This window comes from Ekhidna lutea (assembly GCF_900188325.1).
GTDB lineage: Bacteria > Bacteroidota > Bacteroidia > Cytophagales > Cyclobacteriaceae > Ekhidna > Ekhidna lutea.
On record NZ_FZPD01000005.1, the window covers coordinates 516,686 to 531,955 of the forward strand.

14 protein-coding genes are annotated in these 15,270 nt (G+C 40.9%); 7 read left to right on the top strand and 7 right to left on the bottom strand.

The annotated features are described in order from the left end of the window. Positions 1–2: 2 nt before the first annotated feature. From CHB71_RS16285 to CHB71_RS16295, 3 genes are all read left to right on the top strand, one after another. Positions 3–3,206 carry an efflux RND transporter permease subunit gene (locus CHB71_RS16285; RefSeq protein WP_089357998.1) on the top strand — a complete coding sequence of 1,068 codons (3,204 nt, stop codon included), beginning with the start codon at positions 3–5 and terminating at the stop codon, positions 3,204–3,206. Positions 3,207–3,226: 20 nt separating this feature from the next. Beyond that, the gene (locus tag CHB71_RS16290) at positions 3,227–4,603 is read left to right on the top strand and encodes a TolC family protein (RefSeq protein WP_089357999.1); all 1,377 of its coding nucleotides are present in this window, start codon (positions 3,227–3,229) and stop codon (positions 4,601–4,603) included. Positions 4,604–4,664: 61 nt separating this feature from the next. Further along, complete coding sequence (locus tag CHB71_RS16295; protein ID WP_089358000.1) at positions 4,665–5,294, top strand: hypothetical protein; 630 nt, start codon at positions 4,665–4,667, stop codon at positions 5,292–5,294. Here the strand turns inward: CHB71_RS16295 and CHB71_RS16300 are convergent. Further along, positions 5,288–6,625, bottom strand: a complete 1,338-nt coding sequence (locus tag CHB71_RS16300; RefSeq protein WP_089358001.1) for a D-alanyl-D-alanine carboxypeptidase — start codon at positions 6,623–6,625, stop codon at positions 5,288–5,290. The genes CHB71_RS16295 and CHB71_RS16300 overlap by 7 nt on opposite strands. A 131-nt stretch (positions 6,626–6,756) precedes the next feature. Between CHB71_RS16300 and CHB71_RS16305 the strand changes: the two genes are divergently transcribed. Then, positions 6,757–8,037 carry a cation:proton antiporter gene (locus CHB71_RS16305; protein WP_089358002.1) on the top strand — a complete coding sequence of 427 codons (1,281 nt, stop codon included), beginning with the start codon at positions 6,757–6,759 and terminating at the stop codon, positions 8,035–8,037. 82 nt (positions 8,038–8,119) lie between these two features. Continuing rightward, positions 8,120–8,746, top strand: coding sequence for a GOLPH3/VPS74 family protein (locus CHB71_RS16310; protein WP_089358003.1), 627 nt, complete (start codon positions 8,120–8,122; stop codon positions 8,744–8,746). Between the two features lie 67 nt (positions 8,747–8,813). Here CHB71_RS16310 and CHB71_RS16315 read toward each other — a convergent pair whose 3' ends face one another. The 4 genes from CHB71_RS16315 to CHB71_RS16330 form a co-directional block, all read right to left on the bottom strand. Next, on the bottom strand, positions 8,814–9,239 hold the full coding sequence (locus tag CHB71_RS16315; protein WP_089358004.1) for a hypothetical protein: 426 nt from the start codon (positions 9,237–9,239) through the stop codon (positions 8,814–8,816). A gap of 2 nt (positions 9,240–9,241) precedes the next feature. After that, a complete protein-coding gene (locus CHB71_RS16320) occupies positions 9,242–10,321 on the bottom strand; it encodes a potassium channel family protein (RefSeq protein WP_179213453.1) in 1,080 nt (359 codons plus the stop codon). A 129-nt stretch (positions 10,322–10,450) separates the two neighbouring features. Next, positions 10,451–10,744, bottom strand: coding sequence for a hypothetical protein (locus CHB71_RS16325; RefSeq protein ID WP_089358005.1), 294 nt, complete (start codon positions 10,742–10,744; stop codon positions 10,451–10,453). Between the two features lies 1 nt (position 10,745). Further along, positions 10,746–11,549: a 3'-5' exonuclease gene (locus CHB71_RS16330; RefSeq protein WP_089358006.1), complete on the bottom strand. Its 804-nt coding sequence runs from the start codon at positions 11,547–11,549 to the stop codon at positions 10,746–10,748. 164 nt (positions 11,550–11,713) lie between these two features. Here CHB71_RS16330 and dnaB point away from each other — a divergent pair, with 164 nt between their 5' ends. Continuing rightward, a complete protein-coding gene (dnaB, locus tag CHB71_RS16335; protein ID WP_089358007.1) occupies positions 11,714–13,246 on the top strand; it encodes a replicative DNA helicase in 1,533 nt (510 codons plus the stop codon). A gap of 20 nt (positions 13,247–13,266) precedes the next feature. After that, positions 13,267–14,247, top strand: coding sequence for a zinc-binding dehydrogenase (locus CHB71_RS16340; protein WP_089358008.1), 981 nt, complete (start codon positions 13,267–13,269; stop codon positions 14,245–14,247). Between the two features lie 83 nt (positions 14,248–14,330). On the opposite strand, the gene CHB71_RS16345 is transcribed toward CHB71_RS16340, so the two are convergent. Together CHB71_RS16345 and CHB71_RS16350 are read right to left on the bottom strand one after the other, a co-directional pair. Then, the gene (locus tag CHB71_RS16345) at positions 14,331–14,912 is read right to left on the bottom strand and encodes a YdeI/OmpD-associated family protein (RefSeq protein ID WP_221406747.1); all 582 of its coding nucleotides are present in this window, start codon (positions 14,910–14,912) and stop codon (positions 14,331–14,333) included. Between the two features lie 18 nt (positions 14,913–14,930). Next, positions 14,931–15,254 (bottom strand): hypothetical protein, encoded by a 324-nt coding sequence (locus CHB71_RS16350; protein ID WP_089358010.1) that lies wholly within the window; start codon positions 15,252–15,254, stop codon positions 14,931–14,933. Positions 15,255–15,270: the final 16 nt, after the last annotated feature.

A 15,270-nucleotide genomic window follows, 5' to 3' on the forward strand; every position in this document is an offset into this window, starting at 1 on the left:
TCATGAGTACAATAAAGGGCCTCATAGAGTACTTCGTAAAGTACCCGATTTTAGCGAATATCCTTATCGCACTTACCCTGGTGGGTGGTGTGGTGAGCTTGATAAATACCAAAAAATCATTCTTTCCAACGCTGGCCGACAAGAATATCACGGTATCCGTTTCTTATCCTGGAGCCTCTCCGGATGAGATGGAAGAAGGGGTAACCCTTAAGATTGAAGAAGCCCTGAAAGGAGTGATCGGGATCTACCAGGTGACATCTACTTCTTCGGAAAACTTTGCGAATATCAATATTCAGAAAATTGACGGGTATGATATCGATGAGCTTTATACGGATGTGAAAAACGCTGTTGATGGCATCAGCTCGTTTCCTGCAGGCGCGGAAAAGCCGATCATTGTTAAGCAAAAATCAAGAACCACGGCTCAGTGGCTGGCATTAACCGGAGATGTAGATCTAGCAACACTAAAACAATTTGCGGAGGATATAGAAGATGAGCTGTTGGCTACCGGGGTGATTTCTCAGGTCGGGATATCAGGGTTTCCGCCACTTGAGATTTCAATTGAGGTGGCAGAAGATGTGCTACGCAGGTATAACCTGACATTTACGGAAGTAGCAAATGCGGTTCGGGTAAATAACCGGGATGTATCAGCCGGATCGGTAAAAACAAGTACGGAAGAGATTCTGATACGCGCCCGGTCAAAAGATACCGATGCTGACAAAATAGGTGATATCGTTATCAGAAGTAATGATAATGGTCAAAATCTATTACTAAGAGATATAGCCACTATTGAAGAAAAATTTGCTGATCAGCCCAATAAATCATTTTTAAGCGGAGAAAGAGCAGTATTCGTTGAAGTGAGAAGGCTTGAACGCGAAGATCTTGAGCAGATTTCTCTGACGGTCAATAACTATGTAGAGGAATTCAATGAAAGGAATGATGCAGTTAAACTGACCATGACCTGGGACTTTATGTCGATGCTCAATCAACGCCTTGACATGCTTACTTCCAATGGGATGATCGGACTGCTTTTGGTCTTGATTTCATTGGGTCTCTTCTTAAGTCTTCGCCTTTCCTTTTGGGTGGCATGGGGTATACCTTCTTCATTTCTTGGGATGTTCATATTGGGAACATTTGTAGGTCTAACGATCAACATGATTTCGCTTTTCGGGATGATCCTTGTAATTGGCATTCTGGTGGATGATGGGATTGTGATTGCAGAGAATATTTACTCCCACTTTGAAAAGCATGGCAACCCGATAAAAGCGGCAGTGCAGGGTACCATGGAAGTAGTTCCGGCTGTTTTCACTTCCATTCTTACCACTATGGTGGCATTCACACCACTGCTTTTATTAACAGGTGGTTTCGAAATGCTAAGAGATATGGCCATAGTCGTAATCTTCAGTCTTGGATTTTCGCTTATAGAAGCCTTTTTTGTACTCCCGGCTCACCTGTCCAGTAAGCACGTGCTCTCAGTCAAAAAAGAGGATACCAGAAGCTTTAGGATCAGATCTTTCTTAAATGGAATTATTGATTACCTGCGATATAAAGTTTATGGTAAAGCCTTACAGTTTACCATGAAATTTCGCGCCGTTTCAGTGTCAATAGTTATCGCATTCATTTTGATTATTGTCGGAATGATGAAAGGGGGTATTATCCCATCTACACTATTCCCACCTATTGCATTTAATAGTGTGAACGTGGAGATCGCATTCAAGCCGGGTGAGCGAGAAGATAAAGTGGAGGCCTATCTTAAACGCTTCGAAGAGGCTGTATGGAGGGTAAATGACCAACTGAAAAAGGAGGCGGGTACAGATAAGACAATTGTGAGACATACGTTCACAAGCATTGGAAGCTCATCGTTTGAGTCAGGGTCACACACTGGGTTTGTCAATATTTTTCATGAGGAGCTGGATGAATTTGACCTCAACCAATATGATCTCATCAATAAGATGCGAGCCGAGATAGGACCGGTACCTGAAGCTGAAAAATTTGCTATAGGAGGCAGAAGCCGATGGGGAAAACCCGTTTCTGTGAGAATCCTTGGTAAAAACTATGAGGAACTGGCAGTTGCCAAAGAATTCCTGATTGAGGAACTGGATCAGATGCCTGCCTTAAAGGATGTGACCGATGATATCCCGATTGGGAACAGAGAAGTGCAGTTGGATTTGATGTCACAGGCTTACTTCCTTGGTCTTACCAATAGCGATATCACACAGCAATTACGTCAGGGTTTCTTTGGAGAAGAAGTTCAGCGATTCATGAAAGGCAATGATGAGATCAGAGTATGGGTGAGGTATCCAAAAGAAGATCGGAAAAGCATCGAACAATTGGAAACAGTGAAGATCAAAGATGGGGGGAAAGAGTACCCGCTCACTCAGCTTGCTAACTATGAAATTAACCGCGGGGTTTCCGGTATCAAGCATTACGAAGCATCTCGATCTGTAACGGTAGAAGCAGACATGGTGGATCCGTTTGGAGACGCCAATGTAATTCTGGAAAAAGTGGAAAAAGACATTGTACCAAAAATGCTGGCAAAGTTCCCAACTGTAAAGGTGGACTATGGCGGTCAGGCTGAGGAACGATCCAGATCCGCAGGGGAGATGGCGACCTTTTTTGTCGGGGCTTTTGTTTGCATCCTTTTCATTCTTATGATCAATTTTAGGTCGTTTTATCAGGCTGTATTGGTTCTGATGATGGTGCCATTAGGATGGTTTTCGGGCATACTCGGGCATGGAATTGAAACATGGATCAGTGCGACTCCAAAACCGGTCTCTATGCTTAGTCTATGGGGGATGATTGCACTAATGGGGGTCATCATCAATGATGCTGTAGTGTTCCTTTCTAAGTTTAACACACTCGTAAAGGAGGAAGGTCAGTCCGTTTATCAGGCGGCCTATAATGCCGGTATCGCCAGATTTAGACCGATTATGCTGACATCTCTTACCACTGTGTTGGGGCTTTATCCATTGATTAAAGAAACGAGCTTCCAGGCCCAGTTCCTGATTCCAATGGCGATTTCAGTAGCTTATGGTGTTCTGTTTGGAACAATCATTATTCTTCTGTTTTTCCCAGTATTTATTCTGATAGCCAATGATCTAAGAAGATATGCGAAGTGGCTATGGACAGGGGATAAGCCAAGTCGCGAAGATGTGGAGCGGGTGCTTATCGATGAGCGAAGAATGGAGGAATACAAAGAATCAGCTTAATTTTTATAAACAACTAGTTAATGAAGTATCTAATACTTTCAATAAGTTTATTAAGTGCATTGAGCATCCATGCTCAAGAGCCACTTTCACTATCCGATGCAATCCAAATCGGATTGGAACGAAATTATGGGATTCGCATTGAGCATCGAAATGTTCAGGTTGCCGAGAATAACAATACATGGGGTGAAGCGGGTAGGCTGCCTACCGTCAATCTAACATTGCAAAGTCAAAATTCAGTAAGGAATCAGCAATCCGATAATCTGTTTTTCGGAGGTCAGCTTTTTCCGGGATTCGAGCTAAATAATCAGCAAACATATGGGATGACTCCTGGAGTGACTGTTACATGGAATATTTTCCAGGGAAACAGGGCAATTATCAGCAAAAGAAGGTTGGATCAGTTGCATGCTGAGTCTGAACAAAATGCGGAAGTGGTAGTCGCTAACACCATTCAATCTATCATTTTGGGTTACTATCTGGCTGTGTTGGAGCAACAGCGGCTAAGTGAGTTTAAAAAGCAACTTTCACTTTCTGGTGACAAGTTTGAATACATTCAGACGAAATACGACTTAGGCGGAGCTGTAACATCCGATAAATTATTGGAAGAGAATAACTACCTGACAGACTCGGCTTCTGTTTTGAATCAGCAGCTTGCATTAAATAATGCTTTTAGGAACCTTAACCTATTGCTTGCTAAGGATGATATAAATACAAAATATCTCCTTACAGACTCGCTTGCCATTGAGGATATAACTTATGCTTATGATGATTTGGTTGATGCTGCATTCAACCAAAATGTTGATTTAAAAAAGATTTACATTTCGCAGGCCATACTTGGAGCAAATACTGCTCTTCAAGAGTCATCGAGATATCCAACTGTATCTCTAAATGGTGGTTATAATTGGAATCGGAATGTAAGTAATCTGACAGATGCTCGTTACTCTGGCCCTAACCCTGATTATCAAAATCCTCCAGAACCACTTGTATCCAAAACGGGCACCTACTTCGCTAATTTTACGGTAAGCTTCACATTGTTTGATGGGAACAGGATAAACCGGGCAATAAAAAATGCTATGGTTCAGGAAGATATCGGAAATATCCGCATCGATCAGTTAAAGAAAAATGTAGAGCGTGATTTGGCGACAGCTTATGATCAGTACCTGGTCAGAAAACAACTGTTGGCTATAAACGAGCGCAGGAGGGAAGCAGCAGAGATTAACCTACAGAATTCAGAAGAGAAATTCAGGAATGGATCTATCAATTCATTCGACTATCGTGATGTACAAAACAACTACCTCTCAGCGGCAATTTTAGAACTTCAGGCTACCTATAACCTGATTGATTCTAAAGTCTCTTTGATGCGATTAACTGGGGGTTTAGTACGAGCGTATAATCCGTAAAAACCCTCATTTTTCAGTAGAAACGAACAAAAATCATGCATTTTAACTATGTTAACAGTGTATGAAATTTCGAAAATTACCGTATTATCTTTCCGTTTTGGCGGCAGTAATTGTTGCTTTTCATATCGCTGGATTTATTAGTGCAGAGCGATCGCCGATTTCTATTAGTGCTAAAGCGTCTGTTCCGGGATATGCATTACAAAATGCTCGACTTTATTTAGAAGAAAAAATACATTCAAGAAGCCTACTGCATCTGAATGAAGCGATCCATTCTATTGAGTTCCTTCGAGATCACGCAGATGAGGCCAGCAGAAAGCTTATATCAACGGGTTTAATTGGCCTATATCAGGTTAAAAATGAAATGACTGATGGACGTTTTGATAGAAAGAAGCTCAATGAAAGCAGTGTGATTGTCTTAAATGCACTTATTTATTACGAAATAGCCAGTGCTCGTGCGTTCATTTTGGAAGAGAAACGTCCGGAAACGATGAAAGCACTTGATAAAGCAATTGAGAATTTGAGAAATGCACTGGATTTTGCGGAGGGCAATAGGAAAGAGTATGAGGTCCAGATTTTTTCCGATATGAATACGATCACTTCTAACTACTATGCTGATAAGGAAGTGATGGTTCAAACGCTAGACAATATTCTATTGGAGCTATCTGATCTGGACGTTTCTTACAGTCAATAAGCATTTCTAATTTCTTGTAAAAAGGCTTCCATTGCCTTCTTAACTTCAGTTGTAGGTCGTATATAATGATTGCTCATAAATGAAAAGATGAGACGCTTTCCTGATTTTGTGATTAAATAGCCACTCAGATTATGATTGTTACTCAGAGTGCCTGTTTTAGCGAAAATGAAGGGTTCTTCCTCTTCAAGAGGAAGATATAAATCTTTCAAGGTTCCTTCACCACCTGAAGGTAATAGAGCAGTCATTCTTTCCCATCCAAACTCATCAAGGCAATTCTTTAGCAACCGAACCTGATCAACCGGGGCAATGAGATTGTACCTGGATAATCCTGAACCATCCACCCAGACCATATCAGAAAGGTGTGCTAGCCAGGTGGTCTTAATGTGTTTTATGAATGGCTTGACCTCATCAAAGCCACTCTGTCTTGCGGACATGAGCAATAACTGTTCAGCCAGGAAATTATCGCTCGGTTTGAGCATCTTGACTAATACCGAATCGATATGCTGAGCATATAATGTGTCTGTAAGAATAGCTTCCCCATCGTACCAATTCACTTCATTTGCCAGCGTATCATTCAGCAACTGTAGGAGTAGTTCATTTGAGTATTCAAAGGGTATAATTCGTTCGAAATCCGAGGTGTCGCTTTCCAGGTACGCTTTAAATAGATTGAACTTCAACTCTCTGTCAATCAGCTCTCCAGGTCGTTGCTGCTTCAGTATTTCTACATAGTCCTTAAAAAAAGGAGGGGTGATCGTAAGCGTGTCACCAGCTTTTTTAATACTGACAGTATTGCCATAAATGGGCCATAAACTTCGCTGAGGTTGATAATTATAGATGTAATCATCCCAGGCCCAGCCACTACCATAGGGTGAAACTTCACTTTCTGGTAAATGTATGAGGATTTTTTTGGCAGATTTTAGTTTTTCAAATACGGTTTGGTTTTTGAATGGGCTATACAAAAAGGAGGGATCTCCAAGTGGAGACACGATGAACCCAGAGTCTATACCTTGCAACGCAAGCGAAGGAATAGAATCACTAAAGGTCCTCAGGGTAGTGTATGCAGTCAGAAGTTTAGTATTTGATGCCGGTGTAAACTTCAGTGTGGAATTATGGCTGGCAATGAATTGATTTAGCTCAATATCATAGATGCTAAATCCCGTGAAATGACTGGAGAAAATCGGCGATTGGTTGAGTAAGCGGCTAGCGTCTTTTTCAATTGCAATTTGTTTAACGCTTGCACAACTTGTGAGTATTAATAGAATAAGGAAGGAAATTGTACTATTTGAATAAGGATTTTTAGTGAGTTTTCTTAGTGGAAAATACTGAATCATAAGTTTAAATTGGTGGGATGCAGATTTTAGAGCTATTTTGCCATTTACAGAGAACGATTTTTTTCGTATTCTGAATTTATTTATTTTGCTACACTAATCTAAACCAAAAGAAACTTCTACCCAGATAACCGATGAGTATCTTAGAACTAATCACACTCCTAATTTTCATGGCCGCCGCTTTTACGCTAATCAATATTACCGTACTAAAGCTGCCATCCACAATCGGACTAATGTTGATCGCTCTTATCATGTCGATATCGATCCTGATATTGGGCTACTTTGTCCCCTCCATTACGGAAGGAGCAGAACATATAATAGCCGAATTCGACTTTGAGGAAGTGCTCATGAATGTCATGCTGAACTTCCTGTTGTTTGCGGGTGCTTTATCAACCAACCTGAATAAGTTGATTGAAGAGCGGGTTCCGGTTATAATCCTCGCAACCATTGGTACGTTAATGTCCACGTTTTTAGTTGGTTTTCTCGTCTATAACATTTTCCCTTTACTGGGGTATGAAATCGATCTGATATACTGCTTGTTATTTGGTGCTTTAATATCACCTACAGATCCGATTGCAGTTTTAGCGCTTACTAAACAGTTTGGGCTTTCGAAGAAATTAGAAATCAAGATTGCAGGTGAGTCGTTATTCAACGATGGTGTAGGGGTTGTAATATTCCTTACCATTTTAGGAATTGCCAAAGCTCAGGCGGGTATACATGAGCCAGGTGGACATGGAGCAGGAGAGATAACCGCAGCTAGTGTTGCAATGCTATTTAGTGTTGAAGTGTTTGGTGGATTGCTGTTAGGAGCTGTCTTTGGCTTCTGTGGATTTAAGTTGCTCAACTTTATCGATAATGACCATGTGGAACTGGAAGTGCTGGTAACGCTTACACTCGTGATGGTGGGTGGGCGAATCTCAGAAATGATCCACGTATCTGCACCACTTGCTATGGTGGTAATGGGACTTTTCATTGGTAATCAGGGTCGAGATGAAAAACTCGCTAACGCAACAGGAGAGTATGTATTCAAATTCTGGCATTTGTTGGATGAAGCCTTGAATGCAATCCTTTTCATACTTATCGGACTTGAAATGTTGGTAATTGCGGAATCATTTACCGTGAGTAATCTGGCTATTGGAGGAATTGGAATTGTGATTGTATTATTTGCCAGGTTCATCGGTGTAAGTATTCCAATTACCGTGATGAAACGATTTAGAGAGTTTGAACCTAAAACCATTCAGATACTGACTTGGGGTGGACTTAGAGGAGGAATTTCAGTAGCGTTGGCACTATCGCTTACCGACATTGCTTTTCCGGATGAGGTGAAAGACACTATTCTATTCACCACCTATTGTGTGGTTGTATTCTCAATATTGGTTCAGGGAATGACTATAGGCTCTTTACTGAAAAAATAGGCGTTTACACGTGATGAATTCACTAAAATTTATGAAATTCGCCTTTTGAGAAACACATCAATTTTTTAAAAACTAACCAACTATGAAACTAAGCATCGCTGAGGGATTTTACTTAATAGCTTTAGATGACGAAGAAGGACGAATTTTAGCAGCTGCTGAGAAGACGGTAGTACCCGGAGTAATTGCAGCATGCATTCTTGAGCTATACCTACTTAAGAAAATCAAGCTTGATGGCGGTAACGTTTCAGTAATCGATACCATAGGAACCGGAAACGGCATTTTGGATAATGTTTTGAAGAAACTTCAGACAGGTCCCTCTATGCTTGATCAGATAAAGACACTATCCGGAAAGTTTAAAGACATTCAGGAAGATTTGAATGCTTTGCTTGCTCAGAGAGGTATCCTGAAGAAGGAAGAGACCAAATTGCTCTGGATTCCACTTTCAGACAGAATGGACAATGCAAACTATGCCTTTGAGCAGGAGATAAGAAATAATCTTAAAGCGATTGTTTTTAAGAGCGCTAAGCCATCTCCAGCATTCACGGTTCTATTCTCTCTGATTGATGACTGTAATATCTTAAGTGAAGTCTTTAAGGATAAAGATGAGTTAATAGATGCAGAGAAAGTTGGAAAAGAAATAATTGAGCGCGCTGGTATTGATGAAGATTTAGCGAATGCACTTAGACAACTAAAGTCTTTCTTCGGATAAGATTTTATAAGATATGAGAATGTTGGAAAGGAAGGAGAGTTAATCTTCTTCCTTTTTTTGTTTCAACTTATTCTGGTTTTGTATTCGAAAGATCCTCACGCTCAAGCTCTTCCAGTTCCTTGGTCTCAAGTAGGAAGAACTCCTGAAGTTTATCTTCGAATTCAGCTTGACCGGAATCAGCAGAGATGCCATACATTCTAGCGTATACTTTATTTTGGAAAAACTGCATGGCTTTCAGGTAGGATATGATGGTGTCTTGCTTTTCCATTAGCTTATTAGCTCTGAATGCCATAAACCCAAATCCTTCATGGGGGTTGTTGTTATCTCTCTCGGTCATGAGGTATTCTACTCCGTCGACCGTTATTTTAGTGAAATGAGTGTCGTCAAAACTGTCGTTCACAGCTCTGGGTCTAAATTCCTCACCCTCATTTATGTCTTTGTTTTCACAACCTGCTAAGAGTATTGTAAGCCCGATAAATATGATCTTTTTCATGTTTATTCCTTTACAGCTCCTTCTTCTACAGCAAAGATTCGCTTCAACAGTTTGAATGCCTTACCATTCAGAATTATGATCAGATAATCTCCTGTATGAATTTTTAAATCTCCTAATGGATTTTTAATCAACTTCTTCTGCCCGAATTTATCTCGCTTTGTAATACCAATTAGTACGGAATTATAACGCTTCTTCAAATCAAAGAATACGTCCTGATATGACTTTCCATTATAAGGATTATTGGGAGTAATTAAGAGCTGCTTAATGTCATAGTCTGTGTCAGATTTTGCGTAACTGAGGATAGATTCACTATATGTGGCTACATCCGGTTCAAACATATATGAAGCGAGCAATTTTGAAGATATCTCCTGCGTGGAAATGGTGTTGCTAACTCCGGCGGCCAGGAATGTGTTCTTTAAATCCCCATTTTCAAGTGTCACCACAAACTCTGTTTCAGGGAATACTTTCTTGAGATTGAGAACATAGACTAACTTATCCGTATCGTCTTCCATGTTTACAAATACGATAGTAGCCTCTTCAATATTCGACTTTTTGATCAGGTCATGATTGTTGTAATCACTAAACAATACGAAGACGTTTTTTGAGCTATACTTTTCTCGTATCAGGTCTACATCATCTTTCTTATTTGTCACAACAGCGACCCTTCTTCCTACACCGACCAACTGATCTACGACATGCCATCCAAACTCATTCCATCCAATAATTACCGCGTGATTGGTAAAACCGGTTCCAGTGTAACCAAGCTTTTTGTTTTCCTTTATTGTTGTCATAAGCGTTGTAAGTTGTCCAATTAAAATTCCGAAAATTCCAATACTAGTTAAAATGAATATTAAAGAAATATACCGACCCCATACAGTAGCAGGGAAGATATCTCCGTAACCAACCGTCGTAAGTGTGACCAGGGAGTACCAAATAGCATTTGAATAGGTGTTCAGTGCAGTTTGGCCACTGTCCTTTTCAACATAAACTAAGAGCCACACCAATATCAGATAGATAGAAATGACAAGCGCTATAAGTAAGACGAGTCTGAGGCTGGCGTTCTTTTTAAAGGTAGTAGACATAGGCTAGGTAAAAGTCAAATGTAATATAATAAACGTGTTATTTGACTAAGTAATTTTTCGGATCATTTAGCTCTAAAATAGTTAAGATATTTTTCTTAGAAGTGTAAATGGATGACAAGAGAGATTTTCTTACAAAGAAATGATTATTTCTGTTGTCGTTCCCTGATGCAATACAGCTTTGGTACACTTAAGCAAATCAGCTTTGATTAAAATGCTTTTAATTTCTTCAAAAAGTAGCTGAGCATCTGGACCGTAAAAGAAAATATATCCATGACTGCAATCCATTGCGATCTCATGGCCATCAAGTAGGCCAAGAGGATTATTATCCAATACCTCCCTCAGTTGTTCAGTTAACCTATGTATAGGTTCGAGACTATCAATCCATCCCTTAAAATGGACTATTATAGATTGCTGATCATGCATATCATTGGTTAAATCTTCTCAGCTTAATTTTAGTAAGCTTCCTTTTAGTGTCAAGTGGAAAATCACCTTTCATCATCCAATCGTAGAAGCTTGGTTCTTTTTGAAGAACTTCAGTTACAGACTTTCCACGGTGTTTTCCAAAATTGAAAACCTCTTTTCCATCTTTGTATATCATTCTACCTGCAAAATCAACGCGGGATGAAGTTGTAAGATCATGTAGAACATTCATATCATTCTCGATAGTAGCAAGTTTTTTACCAAGCGTATCGAATGCATCTTGTCCTTCATACTTTTCAATTTGTCCAAGCAATACCTCATAAGTTGCTTGTGTATCGGCCAGAGCACTATGAGCATTTTCCAGTTCTTTTCCGGTGTAAAATTTAAGCGCAGCAGAGAGGTTACGCTTCTCCATGAGATGGAAGATTTTTTGTGCATCTACGATTTTTCGTTGCTCAGTGTCAAAGTCAACATTTGCTCTTAGAAATTCTTCCACAAGCATTGGGACGTCAAACCCTAGTACATTAAATCCGGCCAGATCACATCCTTCCAGATATTTAGCTAGTGATTTTGCCACTTGAGCAAATGTGGGTTCGTCTTTTACATCCTCATCATAAATACCATGTATTAAGCTGGTCTCATGCGGAATGGGTATAGTTGGGTTAATTTTTCTGCACTTCTCTTCGACAGAACCATCGGGCATTACTTTCACCATGGCCATCTCTACAATTCGATCCTGTGAAATATTGGTGCCGGTTGTTTCTAAATCGAATACAACCAAGGGATTTTTTAGATTGAGTTTGAACAAAATGTTGCGTTTAAAAGGTAAGCGATCAAAGATAGTATAATGCACCAAAGGATTTGAATAATCGTTGTGGATAAGTGGGGGGTAAATCGTTGATGAAATGACGTCATTATCATTTGCTAAAATTTAAGTTTGTATGACCAATAACAACAAATAGAATTCTCTTAATGGAAGGAGCTAAACAATCATCATCTGCATCTGCAAAAAGCCGTCGAATTGGCCTTTCCACACTTACAGATCATTTGGGTAAACTGCCACCACAGGCAGTTGAAATAGAAGAAGCAGTACTTGGAGCTCTCATGCTGGAGCGGGATGCACTTTCCAACGTGATTGACATTTTGCATGCTAAAAGTTTCTACAAGGATGCACATCAGGAAATTTATGCGGCTATCGTTACACTTTTCAACGACAGTCAACCGATAGATATAAAGACGGTCACGCATCAGCTTCGCAAAGAAGCAAAGCTGGAAGTGGTCGGTGGTGCTCACTTTGTAGCAGAGCTCACAACGAAAGTGAATTCAGCTGCCAATATCGAGTATCACTCGCGGATCATTGCTGAGCAGTCTATCAAAAGGGAATTGATTCGAATCTCTTCTGAGATTCAAAAAGATGCATATGAAGATACCATTGACGTATTTAAGTTATTAGATCGGGCAGAGCAGTCACTATTTGATGTGTCTGAGTCTCACATCAGAAAGAACTATGATAAAATGAGTTCATTGATGCATCAGGCCATTGATGAGATTCAGATCAGAAAAGATCGTAAAGACGGACTCACTGGTGTGCCTAGTGGGTTCTCAGCGCTGGATCGAGTTACCTCCGGGTGGCAGCCATCAGATTTAGTCATCATTGCTGCACGGCCGGGTATGGGTAAAACCGCCTTTGTGGTTTCTGCATTACGAAATGCAGCCATTGACTTCAATACACCCGTGGCGATTTTCTCATTGGAGATGTCATCCGTTCAGTTGGTCAATCGTCTGATTTCTTCCGAAGCAGAGCTGCCAAGTGAAAAAATTAAGAAAGGCGACCTGGCCGACTATGAGTGGGAGCAGATGATCCACAAAACCCGAAAACTTTCGGAAGCACCGATCTTTATTGACGACACACCTGCTCTTAGTATTCTAGAGCTCCGAGCTAAGTGTAGAAGGCTGGCTGCACAGCACGGCGTGAAGCTGATTATCATTGACTACCTACAGTTGATGAGTGGAGACAGTAGCAAAGGTGGTGGAAACCGGGAGCAGGAAATTGCTTCCATCTCAAGGGCATTGAAAGGAATTGCTAAAGAACTAAATGTACCTGTAATTGCTCTTTCTCAGTTGAGTAGGGCGGTGGAAACCAGGGGAGGTGATAAACGCCCACAACTTTCTGACCTTAGGGAATCAGGGTCGATTGAGCAGGATGCAGATATGGTAATGTTCCTGTATCGTCCGGAATACTACGGGCTGGATACGGACGAGTCGGGCATGCCGCTACAAGGACTAGGCGAGGTGATTATTGCTAAGCACAGAAACGGATCACTGGATACGGTCAATCTCAAGTTCATCGGCAAGTTCACGAAATTTACAGATTGGGATGGAGATCAGGGGAATGGCTTTGGAGGCTTCCCAACATCTGGTCCATCCAATGATGATTTCACAATCACACTTCCAAGTAAAGCGAATGATGGTGGTCAGAGTCCAGAAGATGATGCGCCGTTTTAATTTCTAATCAAATTTTGTAGATGAAAGCGATTACGATTACGCAAGAATCGGAACCGATTCAATTAGTAGATATAGATAAGCCTAAAGTATCAGGTGACAAGTGTTTGGTGAAAATTTCAGCTGCTGCCCTTAACCGACGAGATCAATGGATCCGGGAAGGCATGTATCCGGGCATTCAGTTTGGGACTGTGCTTGGTTCGGACGGGTGTGGAGTTGTGGAAGAAGGACCTACTGAATGGAAGGGTAAAGAGGTAATCATTAATCCAAATGTAAACTGGGGAAATAACCCGGAAGTTCAGTCTTCAGACTACTCGGTGCTTGGCATGCCAACCAATGGAACCCTTGCAGAATACATCAAAGTACCTGCTCATCGATTGCAGCAAAAGCCCCCACATTTGAGTGCTGAAGAGGCAGCCGCATTACCGCTTGCCGGTCTCACTGCTTTCCGAGCTGCTATTAAAAAAGGAGGAGCAAAAGCCAAAAAAAGGGTACTTGTTACGGGTGCAGGCGGTGGAGTGAGCCAATTTGCTATTGCTTTTGCCTTTGCTTCAGGTGCTGAGGTTTATGTCACAAGTGGCAGTAATGAGAAGATTGAGCGCGTAAAAGAAATGGGAGTGAAGGGAGGCTTCAACTACAAAGATGAGAAGTGGTTTAAGGAGGCCGGACAGGTGGGAGGATTTGATGCCATCATTGATAGCGCAGGAGGAAACCAGTTAAATAATTACCTAAAGATCGTGAAACCAGCCGGACGAATTGTGATGTATGGGAGCACTACCGGACACCCTGAAAAAGTAGATGTGTTCAGGCTCTTTTGGTCACAAGCTCAGATCATGGGCTCCACCATGGGAAGTGATGATGAGTTTGTAGAGATGCTGGAATTTGTGAACAAGCATCAGATCAAACCAACCGTTGATCAAGTATATAAAGTGGACGATTACTTAAACGCTTTTGATCGATTCAAAGCCTCGGATCATTTTGGGAAGATTGTGGTTAAGTTTTGAAATCACGTCATTCTGAACTGTTTCAGAATCTATGTGTCATGGCAATCATTTTTAGATAGTGTCCCTTGGGGGGACTAAGGGTGTCACTTATACTTATCATATAATCCAACTTTCTCCAATATCATCGGCTTGATTTTCTCCAGCCTTTTTTGTTTGGTTTCCGGTCGTTTCGCTTCAGCAATGTGCTCCGCATATTCTCTCTTGCAAGAAAGCGATAGCGATTCAAAAGCTTCTGCAAGTTGACTGCTGGAAGCTAGGGCTTCTTTCAGGTCATCTGGAATAATCAGTGGCTTTTTCTCCGGCTTGATTTCTTTACCATCCTTTTGATTTTGAATGGCTTCCTTAATGTATGCGCTAACTAATTGTTCGTCAATATCATCAATGGATTCAAAATGCCACTGGCGCATACCTTTCGTTTTTCTTTCCTGAGCGTTGATTAATACATTGGCTGAGTCTTTCAGAAACACACCATTAAAAAACCAGAGTCCGGCATAGCTTTTGAAAGCACCAATGCCAGCCACATTTTTATTCTTCCAGCAATAAGTAGGAATGCCCCACTTCATTTTCTCCTCAAGTTCGGTTGACTGTAAAATCGATTGCAGCTTTTCAAGTAGTGGGCGGTATTCTTCATTCCTCGAAAAATATTCGTCAGGTGATTTGGCCATTTTCATAATCCAAAAATATCAATCGCGATCAAACTGAAAGTTCTGATATGCCGACTTCAATTCCAATATGGCTTTTTGATCTTCTTGCTTCTCAGCCAGTTCAATTCCGTTTGTAAAAACTTCGTCCGCTTCTTCCCACAATTCTTCTTCCCATAATAGATGGGCAGCTTTGAAGTAGGTTGGTAGATAGTCTGCGTGTTCACTGATAAGTGATCTGAGCAGTTCCAATGATTTGATTGGTTGTGCATCATAATACTCCATCGCCAGCGCATATTTATTGAACGGATTTGTGGGTTCATCTTTGATAAAGTCCTTTAGCATGGAGATTCTGGCATCATTCATTTGAAAAATATTTTGA